The organism is Chitinophaga sp. 30R24 (assembly GCF_049056765.1).
GTDB lineage: Bacteria > Bacteroidota > Bacteroidia > Chitinophagales > Chitinophagaceae > Chitinophaga.
In genome coordinates, this window is the sequence record NZ_JBJGXX010000001.1 from 1,253,111 (window position 1) to 1,272,990 (window position 19,880).

The following is a 19,880-nucleotide window of genomic DNA, read 5'->3' on the forward strand; positions in this document are numbered from 1 at the left end:
AAAGAGGTTGACCTCCAAAAGATTAAAGAAGGCGAGCATCTATATGGAACATGGAGATTCCATTTTTTTTGATAATTTTCACCTAGATGTCCGTGTACCCGTTGCCGGAAAAAAATTTTTAAAAGTTGGGAAGGATAGCGTATTAAACTGTGAAGTAATTTTTGAATCAGGGGAAGGAAAAGTAGTTGTGGGGGATCGGGTGTTTATTGGTGGTGGACAAATCATTTCGCGGTCTAAAATAGAATTTGAGGATGATATTTTTGTTGCATGGGGAGGATGTATATATGATCATGATTCACACTCACTTGATTATAAAGAGCGACAAAATGATTTGAAGCAACAACTAATTGATATAAGGCAAGGGAAAGGGTTTATAAAAAATAAGAACTGGAGTGTTGTTAATACTAAACCTATTAAAATATGTTCAAACGTATGGATAGGGATGAACTGTTTGATTCTCAAAGGGGTTACCATTGGTGAAGGGGCTATTATAGGAGCAGGTAGCGTAGTTACAAAAGATGTGGCACCATGGACAGTTGTAGCCGGAAATCCTGCTAGGCTCATTAAAGTATTACCAGATCACTTACGTCGTTCGTAGTAAAAATTGTTAAATGAAAATTCTGATTATTGGATCTCAGGGATTTATAGGACAAAATTTATATAATTTCTTCTCAAAGAAACATATCGTGAATGCAGCAGATGTATTTTATCATCTGGAGCAAGAGCATTTTTCTTTGCTTAGGAAAGTAGATACAGATTATTTCGATTTGTTTAAGAATGTAAATTATGACCTATGTATAAATGCCAGTGGTAATGGAAGCGTACCTGTATCATTAGAAGATCCGATGTTGGATTTTGAACTGAATGTGAGAAATACGTTTAAAATTCTGGAATCTATTAAGAAGTATAATCCAGATTGCAAGTTTATAAATTTATCATCAGCCGCTATATATGGAAATCCAGAACGGCTGCCAATTAATGAAAGCAATTCAGTAAAGCCACTTTCTCCTTATGGCTGGCATAAAAAAATGACAGAGGATTTGTGCAGGGAGTATTTCTGCTTATACAATGTTAGAAGTGTGAGTTTAAGATTGTTTTCTGTTTATGGTGAAGGGCTTCGCAAACAACTTTTTTGGGATTTGTTCAATAAGATCAAGCATTCTTCAAATATTGAGCTGTTTGGCACCGGGAGTGAAACAAGGGATTTTATTTACATACAGGACGTATTACATGCCATTCAATGTATTATTGATAATTGTGACTTCTCCGCTAATGTCATTAACGTTGCGTCAGGTGAAGAAACAAGTATTAGTACTGCTGCACAAATATTTTGTCAAGCAATTAGCTCAAATGTTAATATCATATTTACAAATAAAGTTAAAGCCGGAGATCCATTGAAGTGGAAAGCTGATACTTCGTTGCTAGAAGGCATGGGATTCGTACGACGAACCTCAATTAATGATGGCTTAAAAAATACAGCGAAATGGTTATTAGAAAACGTATAACACTGCTATATAATTATAATGAGAGCTGGATAGCAGGCTCTTATTATATACAGAATATTATTAAGGCATTAAATGTACTGGATGAAGAAAAAAAACCGTTTCTATCTGTTCTACACCCTGAGGGATGTCCCCTGGATGAATTAGTTAGTATTCAATACCCGTATATTACATTTGTATCTTATCCTTCTTTGCCGCTGTCTGCTAAGATTATAAACCGAGTAAGCAACTTTATTATTAAAAGGCCGGTTTGGAAAAATAAGCTATCTAATGAAAAAATAACTCACATTTACCCTTTTGAACTTCACTTTCGCAAAACCAACATAAATCAGCCCTATATGTGGATTCCGGATTTTCAAGAGCGCTATCTACCTACCTATTTTCATCCTAGGGAGGTTTCTAGAAGGAAGCGATTGCAATCTGAAATTGTCAGGAACAGGTACCCCGTTGTATTTAGTAGCTATAATGCACAAAGTGATTTTGACAATTTTTATCCTGGTAACCTGAATCCCAAAACTGTCTTGCATTTTGCCAGTATAGTAGGTCGAGATTATCAATTGCTTAATATACTTGATCTTAAACAAAAATTTGGCATTGACAAACCCTACTTTATAGTAACGAATCAATTTTGGAAACACAAGAATCATTTCACAGTAATTAAAGCATTTAAATTATTACTTGATAAACATTTTGATTATCAGCTTGTGTTAACAGGTAAAATAAGTGACTACCGCAACCCCGATTATATTGAAGAAATTGCCCAATATTTAAAGCAACCAGATTTGGTAGGTAGGGTTATTACTACTGGTTTTATTAAAAGAAATGAGCAATTAAAGTTAATGGAAGCTGCAATGGCTATTATACAACCATCTCTTTTTGAAGGTTGGAGTACTGTTGTTGAAGATGCAAAGGCGCTTAACAAATTAATTTTGGTGTCGGACATACCTATTCATAGAGAGCAAATTAACCATAATTGCGCTTTTTTTGAACCAACGGATGAGAGAGCTTTACAAATGTTAATGACCGAGGTTTCGACAATGAAGATAACGTCTGCCGATGGAGAAAATTTTACAGATGTGAGAGCTTTTGCAGAGCGATTCTTAGAAATCTTTGCCTGACAGTATATACTTATAGCTTTTAGATTTAATAATGATGATTTTGCGGCCTACTATAACGATTATCACAGTAGTATTCAATGGCGTAAATACGATTGAAGAGACAATCAAAAGTGTATTAAGTCAGACTTATCAGTCAATTCAATATATTGTTTTGGATGGAGGCTCAACAGACGGAACGGTAGAAATATTAAAACAGTATAATAGCTGTATTTCTTTTTGGAAGTCAGAACCAGATAAAGGAATTTATGATGCGATGAACAAGGCCGTAAGTTTTGCCGCTGGAGATTATATCTATTTTTTAGGATCGGATGATGTGCTGGCATCTCAACATAGTATTGAAAAGATGGTAGCTCATTTTAAAGATGACCGGCATATTTATTACGGGAATGTATATTTTAAACATAGAAATGTGTTATATGATGGTAAGTTTGATAATCATAAATTCTGTTTACGAAATATATCCCATCAGGCTATCTTCTACCCAATAGAAGTTTTTAAACAATTTAAGTTCGATTTAAAATACAAATATTTGGCGGATTATGTTATGAACTTACAATTAAAAGCGCTTAAATATAATTTTACATATATTGATCATTGTGTTTGTATATATAATGATGAGGGCCAATCAGGTGTAAACCAAGATCTTGTATTTTTAGAAGACAGAATGAGGTTGTTGCGGCAGGCCTTTCCATGGTACATTGCACAATATGCAAGAGTAAGGACGAAATTGAAAAAATTATTGTTTGAATGAATAATTACGATTTTTTAGAGTTGTTGGTCTCCCACTCCGGGTTGTATTTGTTCATTTTGCTAATGACAGGGTCCGTTTATTTTATCTTATTGCGCCGTATTATAAAAACCCCAATAGATCCTTTGTTCCTGGTTATAGTATCTACTATTTTTGGTTGTGCGGATGTAATTTTTATGTATGCTACCAACGCTATTAACATTTATTATTTTTCTAGTTTTTTGCTCACGCAATTTGCATTTATTCTAGGTTTTTTTTCCTTACACTCTTTTGAGCATAAACGTATAGTTATTGCTTCTGCTAAGAGGAGGTATCCTTCATTGGAGTTGACAAACATCAATTTTTTAGTATTGATCGGATTATATGTGATTATTCAGCTATTTGTGTACTGGAAAAATGGTATTCCGTTATTCTATGAGTCCAGATTAGACTATTATGAGGGAGGGAGCGGGTTTGGAATATTTTCACGTATACTTGATGTACTATCATTATTTGTTTGTTGCATGTTAATTGAATGGAAAGTAATGAAGAAGCTGAATAATGTTCCGTTCCTTCTTATTTGGGTTGGGGGAGGTTTTTTTTATTTTCTTACCCTCATACTTTCTGGAAGTAAAGGTTCCATTTTTACTATTCTGTTCATTGTGTTTGCATATTATTATGTATCGGCTAACATAGAACAAATCTTGTGTATTTGGAGAAAGTATAGAATGTTATTAATTATAGGGGGACTTGGAATTGTATTGGTTATTATTAGTATCCAATCGATTGTTAATAAACAACAAGATAGCTCATCTCTTATTTTGTTAGGATATAGATTTATTGCTTCGGGTGATATTTACTGGTATACCTATCCTAATAGTGTTCTCCTCACATATCCTGCTTCAGTAGGAGGGGGGATGCTTACCCTGTTCAATGATTTTCTTGGTTTATTTCGGCTGATTGACTGGAATAGTTTCCCAGAATACCCGGGGGTGTATTTTTATAAATACCATCATGCTTCAGATTTAACACAGGGGGCTAATATGAGGCATAATATTTTTGGATTGCTTTACTTTGGTTACATTGGAAGTATCTTTTATTCAATGCTGCTTGGAATTCTTGGCTCCTTTATTCGGTTTTTTCTTCCGAGAATTCAAGGAGGAGGATTCTATTTTAAGTTTATATGTATTTATTTTTTTTTAAAAGTGGGGGTAATAGATGCAGATATGACATTGTTCATGACTTGTGTCGATAATCTTGCACTGGTATTGCCAATGATATTTATTTTTAATGCATTTATAAACACATTCTTTTTATATTCAAATTTTAATGTATTTAAGCATAATAATACCCTTTTACAAAGGTGAAGCATTTATACAACCGATAGTTAGTTCTATTGTTGAAAGTGCTAGGATTAATTCACTAAGTTATAAGATCCAGATTATAGTCGTTATCGACTCAATGGAATCTCAATTGGAGCTTATAAAGAATGGATTATCTTCCTTTGTTTATCCTGGAATTAAAATACTCGTGGTTAAGAATGCTAAGAACCTTGGAGTTGCTAAAACCAGAAATGTAGGTATTTCCTTGGCGCAGGGAGATTGGTTACTATTTATTGATCAGGATGATATGGTGACAACTGATTTTTTTAGAGTTATTCATCCTAAGGCGCTTGAAAAATCTGATTTTGTTTTGTGCAATGGTGTTATTGCGTTTGAAGATAAGATACGTTATAGAATATACTATATAAAACCTTATTTATCATATAGGCATATTTTACTGGATGATTTTATCAGATCACCAGGTCAGGTGCTTGTTAGGAAGTGTATATTAGATAAGTTAGGATTCCCGGCCCCAAGTAAATTTCATGGTGCTGATGATAAGTTCTGCTGGGTACAGTTGTTCTATACCAATCCGAAGCTTCGTACGCTATTTATCAAGGAGTGTTTGTACGTTGCCAATATTCATGAGAGAAATTTTAGCCACGATCAGCGTAATCTTAGGCTTAGTGCCTTGGATTTGTGGGAGGTTACCCTAAAACGATTCCCGGCATTAAGGGAGGATAAATATGTTAAAAGGAATATTAGATTGCTAAAGTACCAGCTTAACGAGAATGTAGGAGTAGAGCGAGTCTTGGGTTTCCTTGAAAACCTGCAATATAAATTCAGGCTTAATAAAGTGTTTAGGATTATTGTAAAAAGATGGTTATTAATGTTATATAGATAATATGAGATATGTATTAATAGGAGGTTCCGGATTTATTGGGAAGAATTTATCCAAAGGGATACTTTCTGTTGGAGGGGAAGTGATTGCTATTGGTAGAAAGCATAATGATGAGATCAGTCACACAAAATATACATTTCATGTTGGGGACTGTAACGATGTGTCTTTTTTGGATAGCATTGTGAAAAAGGATGATGTTGTAATTTATCTCGCGTATAATTCTGTTCCGAAAACTTCATTTGAAAATCCTATCAAAGATATTGAGGAGAATCTCCCGTTGGCCATCTCTATTTTTTCTGTTGTTGCCAGGAAAAAAGTACGCAAACTTGTATACTTATCTTCAGGAGGAACCATCTATGGTAGAGTAGCAAGCTTGCAACCGCTGAAGGAAAATTCAGCAACAAATCCGATTTCACCATATGGTATTACGAAGCTTGCTATAGAAAAGTATGCTAATTTCTATGCTGAAATGTATCAGATTCCTTTGTTAATTATTAGGCCTTCGAATCCATATGGGGAGTTGCAATTACCTTTCCGTGGACAAGGTTTTATTGCAACTGCAGTTAATGCTATTAATAATAGGGTGCCATTGGACATTTTTGGTTTAAATGGTACTATACGTGACTATATTTACATTGATGATTTGGTAGAGGGCATTTTGGTGGCAATAACCAAGGATAATTCAGATACTATTTTTAATATAGGCTCAGGTATAGGAAGATCCAATTTTGATGTCATTAATACAATTAAGAATACGGCAGGGCTTGTTCATAAAACCTTGGACGATATTAAGATAAATATTCTTCCTTCCCGACATTTCGACGTGCCTTATAACGTGCTTGATTGTTCAAAGCTGAAGTTATTAGGATGGAGACCAAAGATTAATTTTGAAGTAGGGGTAGCACGGACATTGGATTGGTGGAAGGAAAAACAATACAATAATTAAACATATGACAAAAATTTTGTATATTATTTCAACATTAAAAAGAGGGGGACCGGTGAATGTACTTTATAATTTATTAAAGTATATAGATCGCACTCAATTTGATGTAAGTATTTTAACTATTTCGCAAGAAGGGGAGCAAACCAGAATAAACGATTTCAGGGAACTTAACGTAAGTATCAAACAACTTAATCAGAAGCATGAGTCATTATTTAATGGCTTATTGTCTGCTCTTAAAAGAACTATAACAGAAATAGATCCGGATATTATTCATACGAACGGATTCCGGGCTGATATTCTAACGGGCTTTTTCTTGAACAGATACAAACGGATTACTTCTTTACAGAATTATCCATATGATGATTATGTGATGACTTATGGCAGAGTGAAAGGGACTGTTATGGCAGGATTGTCTACAATGGCTCTAAAAAGATTTAGTGTTCCAGTAACATGTTCTAGGGATGTTGCCTGGAAGATGAGAAAAAAAGGGCTTACATGTGAAGTTATCAATAATGCAGTTGACCTCGCTTTTTTCAATGTTCCTGATAAACAAGAGATTGATAATATGAGACATCAGCTAGGTGTTAGGGAATTTGACTTTGTTTTTTCTTTTATAGGAGTGTTAACGGATCGTAAGTTACCACAAGTTACCATCGAAGCGTTTAAAAAGTTGTCTGATCAATATAAAGATCAGTCTGTTTGTCTTGTTATCGTTGGATCTGGAGAATTGGAAGATGCCTGTAAAATGGAAGCTAGTGGTTACAAAAATATTTTATTTGCAGGAACCGTTAGTGACACCAGGCCATACCTAGTAGCTAGTAATTGTTATGTGGCCAGCTCAAAATCGGAAGGATTGCCCATGTCTGTAGTGGAATCCCTGGCTTTGGGGGTGCCCGTAATACTATCTGATATCGGTCCTCATGCTGAAATACTATCTTACAATAGTAAGGCAGGTATGCTGGTTGCTGTAAATAGCGTTGAGGCGATATTTAATGCGATGAAAGAGATACTTCACTCTAATCTGACAGAAAGAAAGAAGGCTGCGTCGGATCTGGTAAGAAAACATTTGAATGCGGAATTAATGGCCAGGGCATATCAAGATTATTATATTAAAATGGCATAAAGCTATTAGAGATGTTGGCGTGCCGGTATTTTTTTAATATTCAAATGTTGCAATAAAAAGTTATGGAAAATGATACTTCGGACATCCTGTCTGTTTTGATGGCAGTATATATAAAGGATCAACCTCCGTTTTTACATTTAGCTTTGCAAAGCATTGTGGAACAAACAGTGTTGCCTGACGAAGTAGTAATTGTAAAGGATGGAAAAGTAACGAAGGAAATTGAGGAGGTAATTTGCAGCTATACCAATCGATTCCCTGAGCTATTTAAAATAGTAGTACTTGAAAATAATGTAGGGCTTGGGGCTGCCTTACGGGAAGGATTGCTTCATTGTAGCGGTAAGTATGTTGCGAGAATGGATGCAGATGATATTTCAAAGCCTGATAGGTTTGAGCGTCAATTAGAATTTCTAAATGCTGACCCGGATTGTGCAGTAGTGGGTGGTCTTGTACAGGAATTTATCAATGAACCAGGAGATATTCAACAAATAAGATTTGTACCTTTGGATGCAAGCGCTATTATTAAATTTGCTAGGAAGAGAAGCCCCTTGAATCACCCAACTGTGATGTTCCGAAAAGAAGCTATTCTCGCAGTTGGGTCATACCAGGATGTACCCTATTTTGAAGATTATTATCTATGGCTTAGATTAATTTCAGCCGATTTCAAAATATGGAATATTAATGATTCATTGCTTTTTTTCCGCGTTGGAAATGATATGATTGGGCGTAGACATGGATGGGCTTATTTGAAAAAAGAACTTTTCTTCCTGAAGAAAGTCAGAGCTGAAGGACACATTAGTAGTGGTGATTTTGTAACGGCCTTATTTACAAGGATTCCTTTACGATTATTACCTAAAAGGCAGTTATCCTTTATTTATAAAAAAATGCTTAGAAAATAAGCTTGAAATTTGGATATAAGTCTTAAGTAGTTCATAACTAAATTCAGGATTTAATTTTAATTATTAGAAGTTTATAATTTATTAAATGAAAGTAGCATTAATTACAGGTATAACAGGCCAGGACGGAGCTTATCTTTCTGAATTACTCTTATCTAAGGGATATGAAGTACACGGTATTAAAAGACGGAGTTCCCTTTTTAATACAGATCGTATAGATCATATTTATCAGGATCCACACGAGAAAAATGTACGCTTTAAGCTGCATTATGGTGATCTTACAGATAGTACCAACCTTATTCGTATAATTCAGGAAATTCAACCTGATGAAATCTACAATCTTGGTGCAATGAGCCATGTTCAGGTAAGCTTCGAAGCCCCAGAATATACTGCAGATGTCGATGGTATCGGAACGTTGCGTATTCTGGAAGCTGTTAGAATACTTGGATTAAGCCAGAAGACTAAAATATATCAAGCTTCTACTTCTGAACTTTATGGTCTTGTTCAAGAAGTTCCCCAGTCTGAGAAAACGCCTTTTTACCCACGTTCTCCTTATGCAGTAGCCAAAATGTATGCTTTTTGGATTACAGTAAATTACCGGGAAGCTTACAATATGTTTGCTTGCAACGGTATACTGTTTAACCATGAGAGCCCTTTGCGCGGTGAAACTTTTGTTACCAGGAAGATTACCCGTGCCGTAGCTAAACTCTCATTGGGAATGCAGGATAAATTATATATGGGGAATCTGGACGCAAAACGTGACTGGGGACATGCCAAAGATTATGTAGAAGCTATGTGGTTAATTCTCCAGCAGGAAAGCCCGGAGGATTTTGTAATTGCAACCGGTATTACTACTACTGTAAGGGATTTTATTACTATGGCTTTTGCGGAAGTGGGTATTGAAATAGAGTTTAGAGGTACTGGTGTGGACGAGAAAGGGTACGTAAAAAATAACAATAATCCCAACTGTCCACTTCATCCGGGGCAGGAGGTAGTAGCTATTGACGCCCGTTATTTCCGTCCTACAGAAGTGGAATTACTTATTGGTGATCCAACTAAGGCGCAAACCCAGTTGGGCTGGAAGCCTAAATACGACTTACCCGCATTGGTGAAAGAAATGGTTGCTGCCGATGTAGAATTATTTCATCGTGAGAAGTTGTTGAAAGACAATGGTTACAAGGTATTAAACCAATTTGAATAGTATGAATCTACAAGATAAAATATATGTGGCAGGACATCGCGGAATGGTAGGTTCGGCTATTGTAAGAAGGTTGCAGAAAGAAGGGTTTACCAATATTGTTACTCAAACCTCTCAAACACTTGATCTACGTGATCAGGCAGCTGTGGCCGCGTTTTTTCAGGAAGAAAAACCTGATTATGTTTTTTTAGCAGCGGCCAAAGTAGGTGGGATCATGGCTAATAATACCTACAGGGGCCAATTTATTTATGAGAACCTGATGATTCAGAATAATGTTATTCATCATGCTCATCTGAATAACGTTAAGAAGCTCATGTTTCTGGGGTCTTCTTGTATCTATCCTAAAATGGCTCCCCAGCCAATGAAAGAAGAATATTTGCTGACTGGCCCGCTGGAACCTACAAATGAGCCATATGCCATTGCCAAGATTGCCGGTATTGAAATGTGTGATGCTTACCGTTCTCAATATGGTAGTAATTTTATTTCTGTAATGCCTACCAACCTATATGGCCCCAATGATAATTATGATCTGAATAACTCGCATGTATTGCCAGCCATGTTGCGTAAAATGCACGAAGCAAAGGTAAATCATCTGCCAGAGGTTATTCTTTGGGGTACTGGTACGCCTAAACGGGAGTTTTTACATGCAGACGATATGGCCGATGCTTGCTTTTACCTGATGCAACATTTCAATGAAAAAGGATTGGTAAATATTGGCGTAGGCGAAGATATCAGTATTAGCAACCTCGCAGCGTTGATCCGCAAAATTGTAGGTTATGAAGGTAAGTTGGTATTTGATAACTCCAAACCAGATGGCACCCCACGTAAACTGATGGATGTTACCAAGCTCCATAGTTATGGCTGGAAGGCTACTATTGCTCTGGAAGAAGGTATCCGTAAAGTATATGAGGAGGTGAAAAAGACCCATTGGTCCGCATAATATGAATACTAACAACTACTTTTTTATCATGGCAGGTGGCGTTGGGAGCCGCTTTTGGCCAAAGAGCCGTAATAATTTTCCTAAACAGTTTATCGATATTCTCGGAACAGGAAGATCTTTGCTGCAATTAACCTATAACCGGTTTCTTAAACTGTGTCCTGTAGAAAACATTTATGTTGTCACCAATGGTCAATATAAATCCCTGGTACAGGAGCAATTGCCTGGTTTACCTGAGGAGAATATACTAAGTGAGCCTTCCCGGAATAATACAGCCCCTTGTATTGCTTATGCCGCATTTAAACTCGCGGCTAAAGACCCTACTGCCAATATGGTAGTGGCCCCTTCAGATCACTTTATCCTGTATGAAGATATTTTTATTGATAAGGTAAAGTTGGGGCTCGAAACCGTAGCAACACAGCCAGTGTTGCTTACGCTTGGTATTTCTCCTACCAGGCCGGATACCGGTTATGGCTATATTAATTTCGATAAAACCGGCGTTAATGGAGTACACAAAGTAAACCGCTTTACCGAGAAACCGCCATTGGAAAAGGCGCAGGAGTTTCTGGTGAGTGGCGATTATGTGTGGAATGGCGGTATATTTATTTGGAATGTAAAAGCTGCACTACATGCTTTCTTGCAGTATGCTCCTGTTATTCACGCGCTTTTTGAACAAGGAAACGATGTGTATAATACGTTAGGGGAACAATCATTTATAGATATCAATTATCCAAAGTCTCCTAATATTTCCATCGATTATGCCATCATGGAAAAAGCAGATAACGTATACACTATACCAGCTGATTTCGGATGGAGTGATCTGGGGACCTGGGGCTCTTTATTCGATGTAGCCGATAAGCAGGATGGTACCAATGCTATATCTGCCGATAACTTAAGATTGGAAGAAACGGAAAACAGCATCATTCATTTACCCCCTGGTAAACTGGCTGTTATCAGAGGTTTGAAAGATTACATAGTGGTGGATGATAGCGATGTACTATTGATATATCCTAAAAACGAAGAACAGGAAATTAAAAAGGTTACTGAGCAATTAAAATCAGATAATCTTTCACGTTATTTGTAATTTTAGGTTACTCTTTATACCTTTATAAGGAGTAACCACGTCCTTTCTAATCAGATATTAATCCCTTCAACTGTCTCACAATTTACTGAAAGCATTATCTTTGCGTCTTAATTAAGGCTGGCAGTACCGTTTTGCCAGCTTACCATAAAAGACATGTTTGTGAAGCCTGATCGCGTGTATTGGAATTTATAGAATCATAAAAGGAAATTAATGAAGCAGCTTGTTTGGATAATAGCAAGTCTATTGCTATTTGCTACTACCCGCGCACAGGAAAAATTACCTGTTATAGTACCTTATAATTACTTGGATATTAGAGAGTTGTATTTAGATACGGTGAATCACCATACCGCCTTTAAGCCTATTTTGCACGAAGATACCAGCGCTATGTATACCCAACCGGACACGACTAAACGAAGCTGGTTTCACCGTAAATTGTTTAATGAGCACCTGTTGGAATTCCGGAATAATGAATATAACGTGTTCATCGATTTTCTGCCGGATTTTCAGATAGGTAAAACTAAAGATGGTAGCAGAACCACCTGGCTTAATACCCGCGGAGCTAGTATCCAGGCTAATATTGGTACTAAATTCTATTTTGAATCATATTTCTTCGAGAACCAAGGGAAATTTCCGGATTATCTGGATGAGTATATACGAAAAAACCAGATTGTTCCTGGACAAGGTGGAATCAAGGATTATAGCAACGGCAAAGCTTTTGACTACAACTATGCCAGTGCATTATTATCATATACGCCGATTAAGTATCTTACATTTACCGCCGGATACGGGCAAAACTTTATCGGAGATGGCTATCGTTCACTGATCCTTTCGGATATCCAGTTCAGTTATCCCTATTTAAAAATAACGGGTAACCTGGGAAAAGTACAATATACCGCTATGTGGGCCCAATTTATGGACGCGCATAGTAAAGATTTTGCACAGGCCTATGATGACCTGGGGTACTATAAGAAATGGGGGGTATTCCATTTCCTGGATTGGAATGTCAGCAAAAAACTAACACTGGGATTTTTTGACGCAGTGATCTGGCCCGATGCGGATTCTTCTGGCCGTAAACGCGGATTCGACTGGAGTTATATGAATCCAATCATTTTTCTCAGATCATCCGAATTTTCCGAAGGGTCTTCTGATAATGCATTGTTAGGTTTAAATGCTAAATTCAAGTTATTCCCTAAAACTACGATATATGGCCAGCTGGTACTGGATGAATTTAAATTGAAAGAAGTACTGGCAGGAAATGGTTGGTGGGCCAACAAACAAGCTGGACAATTAGGGTTCAGATCTTTTGATCTCTTTAATGTTAAGAAGCTGGATCTTCAGGGAGAGTTTAACGTAGTGCGCCCATATACTTATTCTTATAAAAGCACGCTCATCAATTATGAGCATTATAATCAATCCCTTGCTCATCCGCTGGGTGCCAATTTCTGGGAGGTGCTGGGCATTGCTTCCTATCGTATTAAGAGATGGTATGGCCGTGGAGAAATTATGTATGCTAAATATGGTGATGATCCAGATGCCGAAACCAATTATGGGCACGACATATCCAAATCATACCTTACCCGTGCGCATGATTATGGAAACTGGATCGGACAAGGCGTAAAAACTAACCTGGTATATGCGCAGGGCACTATCGCTTATATATTAAATCCGAAGTATAACCTGCGTTTGGAAACCTCGTTGGCTTACTGGAAAGTAAGTAATGACATCACCAAAACAAATGACCTGATCTTTAATGTGGGATTGCGCAGTACCTTCCGTCAGTTTTATTACGATTTCTAAATCAACTATATAGAAACACTCAGCCCTTACGCTTTTTACGTAAGGGCTTTATTTTTTCATCGAAAGAGGGGAAGGATAATAATGGACAAAGGGCCGAGATAAGCAACTTTTCAGGTACAGAATAACCCACTTATCCTACAATGAATATACGGAAAAAAATCCTAATATCCTCAGTCTTGCCGATAATTTATAACTTCGCAGTATGCATTACGTTACAGTAGAAGGACTTACCAAATCTTTTGGCACCAAACCATTATTCAGGGATATTTCTTTTCATATAGAAGAAGGGGATAAAATAGCGCTGGTGGCGCTTAACGGAACAGGGAAATCCACCCTGCTACGCATTTTGTGCGGAAAGGATGTACCCGATAGCGGTAAAGTGTGGATACATAAAGACGTGACCGTGGTAATGCTGGAACAACAAACCGGCTTCAATCTCAATAAAACGGTGATTGAGAATATCTTTAATCATGATAATCCAGTGCTCAATGCGATTAAGGAATATGAATTGCTTACCGAAGAAGGACTTGAACCTGATTTGGATAAGTTAACGGCCTCTATTGCAAAAATGGATGAACTAAATGCCTGGCACTTCGATTCCAAAGTAAAACAGATATTAGGAAAGCTTAATATACACAATCTTGATCAACCTGTAGGTTCACTTTCCGGCGGACAGCAGAAAAGGGTGGCCCTGGCTAAAGTGCTGATAGAGATCGGCTTTGAACATAAACATGTGCTGCTGATCATGGACGAGCCTACCAACCACCTTGATGTAAGCATGATCGAGTGGTTGGAAAATTACCTGGACCAGGAAAAAGTGACCCTCTTGTTGGTAACGCATGACCGTTACTTCCTGGACAGCGTGTGTAACGAAATCATGGAACTAGATCAGGAACAACTGTTTATCTATAAAGGGGATTATGAAAATTATCTCGAAAAGAAAGCGGCCCGGGAAGAAAGTGATAAATCGAGCGTAGAAAAAGCCCGTAACCTATATCGTAAAGAGCTGGAATGGATGCGTAAACAGCCGAAAGCCCGTACCACTAAATCCAAGGCAAGGCAGGATGCTTTTTACGATGTAAAAGAAAAGGCCAGTACCCGCATTGCCGATCAGCAATTGGAGTTGAATGTGAAAATGACCCGCCTGGGCGGTAAAATACTGGAACTCAAGAAAGTATACAAATCTTTCGGCGACCTGAATATTCTGAAAGGCTTCGACTATACGTTTAAAAAAGGAGAGCGTGTAGGCATTGTAGGTAAGAATGGCGTAGGAAAGTCTACTTTCCTGAATATGTTATTGGGTCTTGAGCAACCGGATTCTGGTAAGATCAACGTGGGAGAAACCATTGTATTTGGCGATTATTCCCAGACCGGCCTGGTAGTGAAAGAAGATATGCGGGTAATTGAATTTGTAAAGAATATTGCAGAGAACTTCCCCCTGGCAGATGGTACCAAGGTAAGTGCTGCTCAATTCCTGGAGTTATTCCTCTTTCCGGCAGAAAAACAGTATACTTATATCTCTAAACTTAGCGGTGGCGAGAAAAGGAGGCTCCACCTGCTTTCCATCCTATTCCGCAACCCTAATTTCCTGATCCTCGATGAACCTACCAACGACCTGGATCTGCCTACGCTGAGCATCCTGGAGAGCTTTTTACTGGATTTTCAGGGTTGTGTGATGATTGTAAGCCACGACCGGTATTTCATGGATAAACTCGTAGATCACCTGTTTGTATTTGAAGGCGATGGGGAAATCCGTGATTTTCCAGGTAACTACACCCAATACCGGGAATGGCAAAAAGAAGAAGATAAAAAGAAAACGATAGCGCCTAAAAAGCCGGTATCTGCAGAGCCAGAACCGGCAGCAATTGTACCTGCTGCCGATAACAAGGCACGTAAAATGTCTTTTAAAGAAAAGAGGGAGCTGGAATTACTGGAGAAAGAGATAGAGACATTGGAAACAGAGAAAAAGAAGATTGAAGCTGCTCTGTCCGATAGTTCCCTTTCTTTTGATAAAATGGAACCCCTAACCCTCCGGATCGGGGAAATTATCCAGTTACTGGACGACAAGGGAATGCGTTGGCTCGAACTGAGCGAAATGAACGGATAGTTTTAAGGGATATATACTATAACACACAAGCAGGCGGTCAACCACTTGCTTGTGTGTTATAGCTGTGATTGGTTTTCACCTTTACTCCGGAAAAGAAGTTTGCCAGGTATATGACTGCACACAATAACCCGGTTGCAAAGCTTTATTGGAAGCCGGAGGAGTAGCCCGGATTGCCAGTATATTTGCATATGTTCCCCGGACAAATATTTATAAGTTGCTAGGAGTAGGGTACAATACTTTCCTCAAAAAAATGGACAGCCCAGGCTTATTTACAGTAAATGAATTGATTACTCTCGCAGAACTGATCGGTGTGGAAGAAGACCTGTTAATTATTCTTGCAAAAGAAGAAGCTAAACAGTTGAGAAAGAAGCGGAAGAAATAATGTCTGATAAAATACTATGAAAAATAGAATAGTGTTTTACATTGCTGATAAGATTGAGGCCAACCTGATTGAACACCTAAATGGTAAAAGCAGGAAATACAATAAAAATAAATTTTCCTTCCCCAATGACGATACTGCATTAACATCTGTTTACTTGGTTTTAAGAGAAGCAAAAAAATGGATCATGCCCATTAGCAATTGAGCATGATCCTGAATCAGTTTTTAATTCTTTTTGATAAGAGGGTCAAAATATAACCCTGATTTTTGACGTTTACACACTTATTGAAATAGTCGCTCTGGCGCAAATTTATAAGCGCCTGACCTACTTTGTTTCTAACTTTTTCTTCCAGTCTTTTAACTCTTCTATTTCTTTTTGCTGATTGATTAAATGTAAAGTCAGTTCTTCTATTTTTTGCAATAGCTGTTTATTGATTTCAGCAATATCCAAACCATCTCTTTCAATTTCCTTTGCCGCTGGAATACCTGGCAGGTGGCTATTTATGGCAATGTATGCTTCGGTTTCCAACAAAGAAGGTAATTTATAGTCTTTATGGAATACATAATCAGGCCAACCACTAGCAGTTACTTTTACTCTTTTGGATGTTATAGTACCTGCAACAGCAAGCTCGGATTGTGGATTTGAAATGCCGATTCCAACCCTGCCATTTTCGTCAATTACCATTCTTTCAGTTTCGGCAGTGGCAAATTTAATGGGCGCATTGTTTGCTGTGGTTAGTCTGGCTCCTTTTTGGCCTCCATTATGTTCTATATAGAAATAATCCGATCCCACAAAATCGCCGCCATTTGCATCCATAACCAGTACGCTTCTACCGTTATCAGCGTCATCAAACATAAACTTAGCTCCACGTTTAATGTTAGCAAGGGTAGCCGTAAATGTTGTATTTCCATTTACCTGTAGTGCTGCTGATCCATCGTCAGTGGCGTTGTTGATTAGCAGTTTATTGTTAGTCTGAATACTAGACCCTCTCAATAACAGAGGAAGGAAATTTGCACTACTAGGATTGAATGCATCAACATATCCAGCACCGTTGTAAAAGTAAAGCATCAGCCCATTATAATTACCAATATTATACTTTTCCGCTCCATTTATAAACAAAGCATTGTTTGTGGTATTTCCGTAAGTAGTTACAGTTTGAAGGTCTTGTCCATTAACTACAGAGATAGATAAAATAATAAGGATGTTGATTAACAAAGTTCTCTTCATAAGTAGAGGTTATAAAAAATTAAGAATGAACTGTAAAACTAGTGAATAAAACTATGTCAATACAGATACTATTAAAATTAGAAATGATGGTAATTTCATAGCTATCACCGTTTTGTCTTTATAAGAGAAAAGTTATTGCAGGATAATAATAATCTGCCGGAAAAGAGATAACTCAATTCCCTGCCATTGTGAGGTTAAAAAGAAAAGCAGTTAAAGGAGTTTGAAGCCGAATATGCTGAGCTCAAAAGATGTGTGCAGAACTTGATCGGAAGTTACTGGCTATTGAAATTGATGCGTCATTACCTGTATTGCGACTGATCCGGGTACTGGAAAGAATCATAGCACAACGGGAAAAGTCCGTTTACCTCAGGACTGACAATGGCCCTGAATTTATTAGCCATAAACTGTAGGAGTGGTATGAAAAGATAGGAATCAGGATTGCTTATATCCAACCAGGCAAACCAATACCCAATGCCTTTATTGAGCAAAAAAATGGAAGCCTGCGTAGAGGATTACTCAATGCATATCTGTTTAGTAATTTAGCTGAGGTTAGACTTATGGCCGAAGAATGACAATGGAATTATAATACGGAGAGACCGCATAATATGCTGAAAAACATCTCGAATCCCTAGTAGCCTTGTTTTAGGGAAGCCGACAAAATTAGCTACTGCTGGATTTGGCACAATTTCTCCCCCTATAAGATATATTATGTCATAGGCATTAATAAGTGCCACTTAGTTTTTTTTCAGTTCGCTATATTTAATACCCGCATTAGATAATTTTTTATTGATGTATTTCAAAATTGGTTTTTCGATATAGCTATAACAACAGCAACCTAGTACTGTTAAGATTGTTACGATTATAAGAAAAATAGCGTAATCGTTGGTAATAAATTTATGGATAAAGGAATTTAAGATAACAATGCCGATAAAATGGGTTAAGTATATAGAATATGATGCATCTCCCAAGTATACAAGACCGGATTTAAATCTGGTCTTGATTTTAAACGTATCCAATGAAATGAGAGCGTAAATGATTAAGCTGTATGGGATGCCAAAAGTTAGAATATCTCTTTTGGGGACTATATTTAATGTAAAAGCTTCGTTAATCCAAGAAACAGCTAAAAATAATATAGCTATCGACAAAATAGTAATTGATTGCGAAGTTTTATTAATGATTTTATTGAGTAAAGTTAATTCTGCAATTAGACAACCATAAAGGAATTCAAAATTTCTATCACTAAACAGTGTTTCTAATAACGGATTATTGGCTGTATTTATAATACTGAACATTTTTAATAATATTCCAATAATCCAGAATAGAATTATATAGGCAGAAAACTTTCTACCCACCAGTATACATATGCCAAAAATAATATAAAATAACACTTCGTAACTTAATGTCCAAGCAATAGGAAGAATAGGCATTTCGTTGGCTGTGACATGAGTTGGATATAATAATATTGACTTGTATAAGGACAAGGCATTTAAATCTATCCAAGTTATAAGTTTTATATTAGAAAATCTAAAAAGTAAAACGTGTAAGAGAATAGCACAGAATGTATATACCCAATATATAGGATATACACGAATTAATCTTTTAGATAAATATTCTTTAAATGTATTTTTTTGGGCGATGCAATCTATGTTTATATAATAGATTATAAACCCACTTAGTACAAAGAAGAAATCTACACCACTCCAGCCAACAATGAAGAAGCCGGAAAATATATCTTTGTTAATTAAAAGATTAGCATGTGCCAATAACACAATTATGGCAGCAATACCCCTGCAAACTTGTAGGTTGTAAAATTTTTTTCTTTCGTTCATTCAGGTGCTATATTTATTCTCAAACACAAGGGAATTCCCGGACTTTGAGCACGTAAAAATATGTACAAGGGTCTAAAAAACAAACAATTCTAGCATAATTACTGATAGTAATATTGTTTCGAAAGCTTATAAGCTAATTGAATTTAATATTGGATGCGCAATTTATAAAATTGCTGTCAACTACTGGTGAATTAAGTTCATCAAGAAAAGAATAGCCTTTCTGTCATTTGCAAATACAATTATACTGTGGCTTTCTTTGGAGTTTTATCTGGGGTAAGACTTTGCCTCCTTCAGCTGTATTCCATTTTCCCTCTCCAGTGCGGCTAAAAAGAAATGCTGTACCTATGCGGCTAACGGCTGCTGTGTTAATTTTCTGCGGTTAAATGGTCATCCTGCCGGAATACACATTAACCAACCTGAAAGGAACCATGTACTATAATAATGTAAATGAAAAAGCATTATCCCAATATGGTTATCAGGTAATAAAGATCAACTGTGATATGCTGGCCCAGCACGGCGGTTCTTTAAGATGTTTAAGCTTCACTTGTTAACCTCGTTTAGAATCTCCGATTAAGGCTAATTAAATTATGAAAATTGCTAAATGATAACGGGGGGTAGAGTCAACCATTGCGACAACCAATCTGGTAAAAATGACGAAGACGCCGGTAAAATCGGCGCCTTCGCGAAAAATTTGTAGCCTCGTCAAGAATCGAACTTGAATCTGGAGCTTCGGAAACTCTTATACTATCCATTGTACTACGAGGCCATAAACTGGCGCAAATCTACATTTTC

19 protein-coding genes and 1 tRNA gene are annotated in these 19,880 nt (G+C 37.0%); 17 read left to right on the top strand and 3 right to left on the bottom strand.

The genetic code is table 11. From position 1 onward, the window contains the following. Window positions 1-43 precede the first annotated feature (43 nt). The 16 genes from ACDQ55_RS05250 to ACDQ55_RS05325 all read left to right on the top strand — a co-directional run bounded on the left by ACDQ55_RS05250 (window position 44) and on the right by ACDQ55_RS05325 (window position 16,236). Complete coding sequence (locus ACDQ55_RS05250; RefSeq protein WP_420980132.1) at window positions 44-598, top strand: acyltransferase; 555 nt, start codon at window positions 44-46, stop codon at window positions 596-598. Between the two features lie 13 nt (window positions 599-611). Then, window positions 612-1,505 carry an NAD-dependent epimerase/dehydratase family protein gene (locus ACDQ55_RS05255; protein ID WP_420980134.1) on the top strand — a complete coding sequence of 298 codons (894 nt, stop codon included), beginning with the start codon at window positions 612-614 and terminating at the stop codon, window positions 1,503-1,505. Further along, window positions 1,484-2,620 carry a glycosyltransferase gene (locus ACDQ55_RS05260; RefSeq protein ID WP_420980135.1) on the top strand — a complete coding sequence of 379 codons (1,137 nt, stop codon included), beginning with the start codon at window positions 1,484-1,486 and terminating at the stop codon, window positions 2,618-2,620. Before ACDQ55_RS05255 ends, ACDQ55_RS05260 begins: the two co-directional genes overlap by 22 nt. Before the next feature lie 31 nt (window positions 2,621-2,651). Beyond that, the gene (locus tag ACDQ55_RS05265) at window positions 2,652-3,371 is read left to right on the top strand and encodes a glycosyltransferase family 2 protein (protein WP_420980137.1); all 720 of its coding nucleotides are present in this window, start codon (window positions 2,652-2,654) and stop codon (window positions 3,369-3,371) included. After that, window positions 3,368-4,714, top strand: coding sequence for an O-antigen polymerase (locus ACDQ55_RS05270; RefSeq protein WP_420980138.1), 1,347 nt, complete (start codon window positions 3,368-3,370; stop codon window positions 4,712-4,714). Before ACDQ55_RS05265 ends, ACDQ55_RS05270 begins: the two co-directional genes overlap by 4 nt. Continuing rightward, on the top strand, window positions 4,677-5,573 hold the full coding sequence (locus ACDQ55_RS05275; RefSeq protein ID WP_420980139.1) for a glycosyltransferase family 2 protein: 897 nt from the start codon (window positions 4,677-4,679) through the stop codon (window positions 5,571-5,573). Before ACDQ55_RS05270 ends, ACDQ55_RS05275 begins: the two co-directional genes overlap by 38 nt. A 1-nt stretch (window position 5,574) precedes the next feature. Further along, window positions 5,575-6,516 (top strand): NAD-dependent epimerase/dehydratase family protein, encoded by a 942-nt coding sequence (locus ACDQ55_RS05280; RefSeq protein WP_420980140.1) that lies wholly within the window; start codon window positions 5,575-5,577, stop codon window positions 6,514-6,516. Window positions 6,517-6,520: 4 nt separating this feature from the next. After that, window positions 6,521-7,636, top strand: coding sequence for a glycosyltransferase (locus tag ACDQ55_RS05285; RefSeq protein WP_420980142.1), 1,116 nt, complete (start codon window positions 6,521-6,523; stop codon window positions 7,634-7,636). Window positions 7,637-7,698: 62 nt separating this feature from the next. Beyond that, a complete protein-coding gene (locus tag ACDQ55_RS05290; RefSeq protein ID WP_420980143.1) occupies window positions 7,699-8,532 on the top strand; it encodes a glycosyltransferase in 834 nt (277 codons plus the stop codon). 85 nt (window positions 8,533-8,617) lie between these two features. Further along, complete coding sequence (gene gmd, locus ACDQ55_RS05295; RefSeq protein WP_420980145.1) at window positions 8,618-9,730, top strand: GDP-mannose 4,6-dehydratase; 1,113 nt, start codon at window positions 8,618-8,620, stop codon at window positions 9,728-9,730. A gap of 1 nt (window position 9,731) precedes the next feature. Next, complete coding sequence (gene fcl, locus ACDQ55_RS05300) at window positions 9,732-10,667, top strand: GDP-L-fucose synthase (protein WP_420980146.1); 936 nt, start codon at window positions 9,732-9,734, stop codon at window positions 10,665-10,667. 1 nt (window position 10,668) lies between these two features. Beyond that, entirely contained in the window at window positions 10,669-11,748 is a 1,080-nt protein-coding gene (locus tag ACDQ55_RS05305; RefSeq protein ID WP_420980147.1) for a mannose-1-phosphate guanylyltransferase, read from the top strand. A 210-nt stretch (window positions 11,749-11,958) separates the two neighbouring features. Continuing rightward, complete coding sequence (locus tag ACDQ55_RS05310) at window positions 11,959-13,545, top strand: hypothetical protein (protein WP_420980148.1); 1,587 nt, start codon at window positions 11,959-11,961, stop codon at window positions 13,543-13,545. Between the two features lie 202 nt (window positions 13,546-13,747). Further along, window positions 13,748-15,652, top strand: coding sequence for an ABC-F family ATP-binding cassette domain-containing protein (locus ACDQ55_RS05315; RefSeq protein WP_420980149.1), 1,905 nt, complete (start codon window positions 13,748-13,750; stop codon window positions 15,650-15,652). Window positions 15,653-15,866: 214 nt separating this feature from the next. Further along, window positions 15,867-16,034, top strand: a complete 168-nt coding sequence (locus tag ACDQ55_RS05320) for a hypothetical protein (protein ID WP_420980150.1) — start codon at window positions 15,867-15,869, stop codon at window positions 16,032-16,034. Between the two features lie 16 nt (window positions 16,035-16,050). After that, window positions 16,051-16,236, top strand: coding sequence for a transposase (locus ACDQ55_RS05325; protein ID WP_420980151.1), 186 nt, complete (start codon window positions 16,051-16,053; stop codon window positions 16,234-16,236). Between the two features lie 120 nt (window positions 16,237-16,356). On the opposite strand, the gene ACDQ55_RS05330 is transcribed toward ACDQ55_RS05325, so the two are convergent. Then, on the bottom strand, window positions 16,357-17,259 hold the full coding sequence (locus tag ACDQ55_RS05330; protein ID WP_420980152.1) for a hypothetical protein: 903 nt from the start codon (window positions 17,257-17,259) through the stop codon (window positions 16,357-16,359). A gap of 437 nt (window positions 17,260-17,696) precedes the next feature. On the opposite strand from ACDQ55_RS05330, the gene ACDQ55_RS05335 reads away from it, so the two are divergent. Continuing rightward, entirely contained in the window at window positions 17,697-17,831 is a 135-nt protein-coding gene (locus ACDQ55_RS05335; protein ID WP_420980435.1) for an integrase core domain-containing protein, read from the top strand. Between the two features lie 162 nt (window positions 17,832-17,993). Here ACDQ55_RS05335 and ACDQ55_RS05340 read toward each other — a convergent pair whose 3' ends face one another. Then, on the bottom strand, window positions 17,994-19,088 hold the full coding sequence (locus ACDQ55_RS05340; RefSeq protein WP_420980153.1) for an acyltransferase family protein: 1,095 nt from the start codon (window positions 19,086-19,088) through the stop codon (window positions 17,994-17,996). A 694-nt stretch (window positions 19,089-19,782) separates the two neighbouring features. Further along, window positions 19,783-19,854 (bottom strand) — tRNA-Arg (locus tag ACDQ55_RS05345). Window positions 19,855-19,880 lie beyond the last annotated feature (26 nt).

Coding starts and splice junctions, on each gene's coding strand:
- ACDQ55_RS05250 (WP_420980132.1), top strand. CDS start 44: ATGGAACATGGAGATTCCATTTTTTTTGATAATTTTCACCTAGATGTC.
- ACDQ55_RS05255 (WP_420980134.1), top strand. CDS start 612: ATGAAAATTCTGATTATTGGATCTCAGGGATTTATAGGACAAAATTTA.
- ACDQ55_RS05260 (WP_420980135.1), top strand. CDS start 1,484: ATGGTTATTAGAAAACGTATAACACTGCTATATAATTATAATGAGAGC.
- ACDQ55_RS05265 (WP_420980137.1), top strand. CDS start 2,652: ATGATGATTTTGCGGCCTACTATAACGATTATCACAGTAGTATTCAAT.
- ACDQ55_RS05270 (WP_420980138.1), top strand. CDS start 3,368: ATGAATAATTACGATTTTTTAGAGTTGTTGGTCTCCCACTCCGGGTTG.
- ACDQ55_RS05275 (WP_420980139.1), top strand. CDS start 4,677: ATGTATTTAAGCATAATAATACCCTTTTACAAAGGTGAAGCATTTATA.
- ACDQ55_RS05280 (WP_420980140.1), top strand. CDS start 5,575: ATGAGATATGTATTAATAGGAGGTTCCGGATTTATTGGGAAGAATTTA.
- ACDQ55_RS05285 (WP_420980142.1), top strand. CDS start 6,521: ATGACAAAAATTTTGTATATTATTTCAACATTAAAAAGAGGGGGACCG.
- ACDQ55_RS05290 (WP_420980143.1), top strand. CDS start 7,699: ATGGAAAATGATACTTCGGACATCCTGTCTGTTTTGATGGCAGTATAT.
- gmd (WP_420980145.1), top strand. CDS start 8,618: ATGAAAGTAGCATTAATTACAGGTATAACAGGCCAGGACGGAGCTTAT.
- fcl (WP_420980146.1), top strand. CDS start 9,732: ATGAATCTACAAGATAAAATATATGTGGCAGGACATCGCGGAATGGTA.
- ACDQ55_RS05305 (WP_420980147.1), top strand. CDS start 10,669: ATGAATACTAACAACTACTTTTTTATCATGGCAGGTGGCGTTGGGAGC.
- ACDQ55_RS05310 (WP_420980148.1), top strand. CDS start 11,959: ATGAAGCAGCTTGTTTGGATAATAGCAAGTCTATTGCTATTTGCTACT.
- ACDQ55_RS05315 (WP_420980149.1), top strand. CDS start 13,748: ATGCATTACGTTACAGTAGAAGGACTTACCAAATCTTTTGGCACCAAA.
- ACDQ55_RS05325 (WP_420980151.1), top strand. CDS start 16,051: ATGAAAAATAGAATAGTGTTTTACATTGCTGATAAGATTGAGGCCAAC.
- ACDQ55_RS05330 (WP_420980152.1), bottom strand. CDS start 17,259: ATGAAGAGAACTTTGTTAATCAACATCCTTATTATTTTATCTATCTCT.
- ACDQ55_RS05340 (WP_420980153.1), bottom strand. CDS start 19,088: ATGAACGAAAGAAAAAAATTTTACAACCTACAAGTTTGCAGGGGTATT.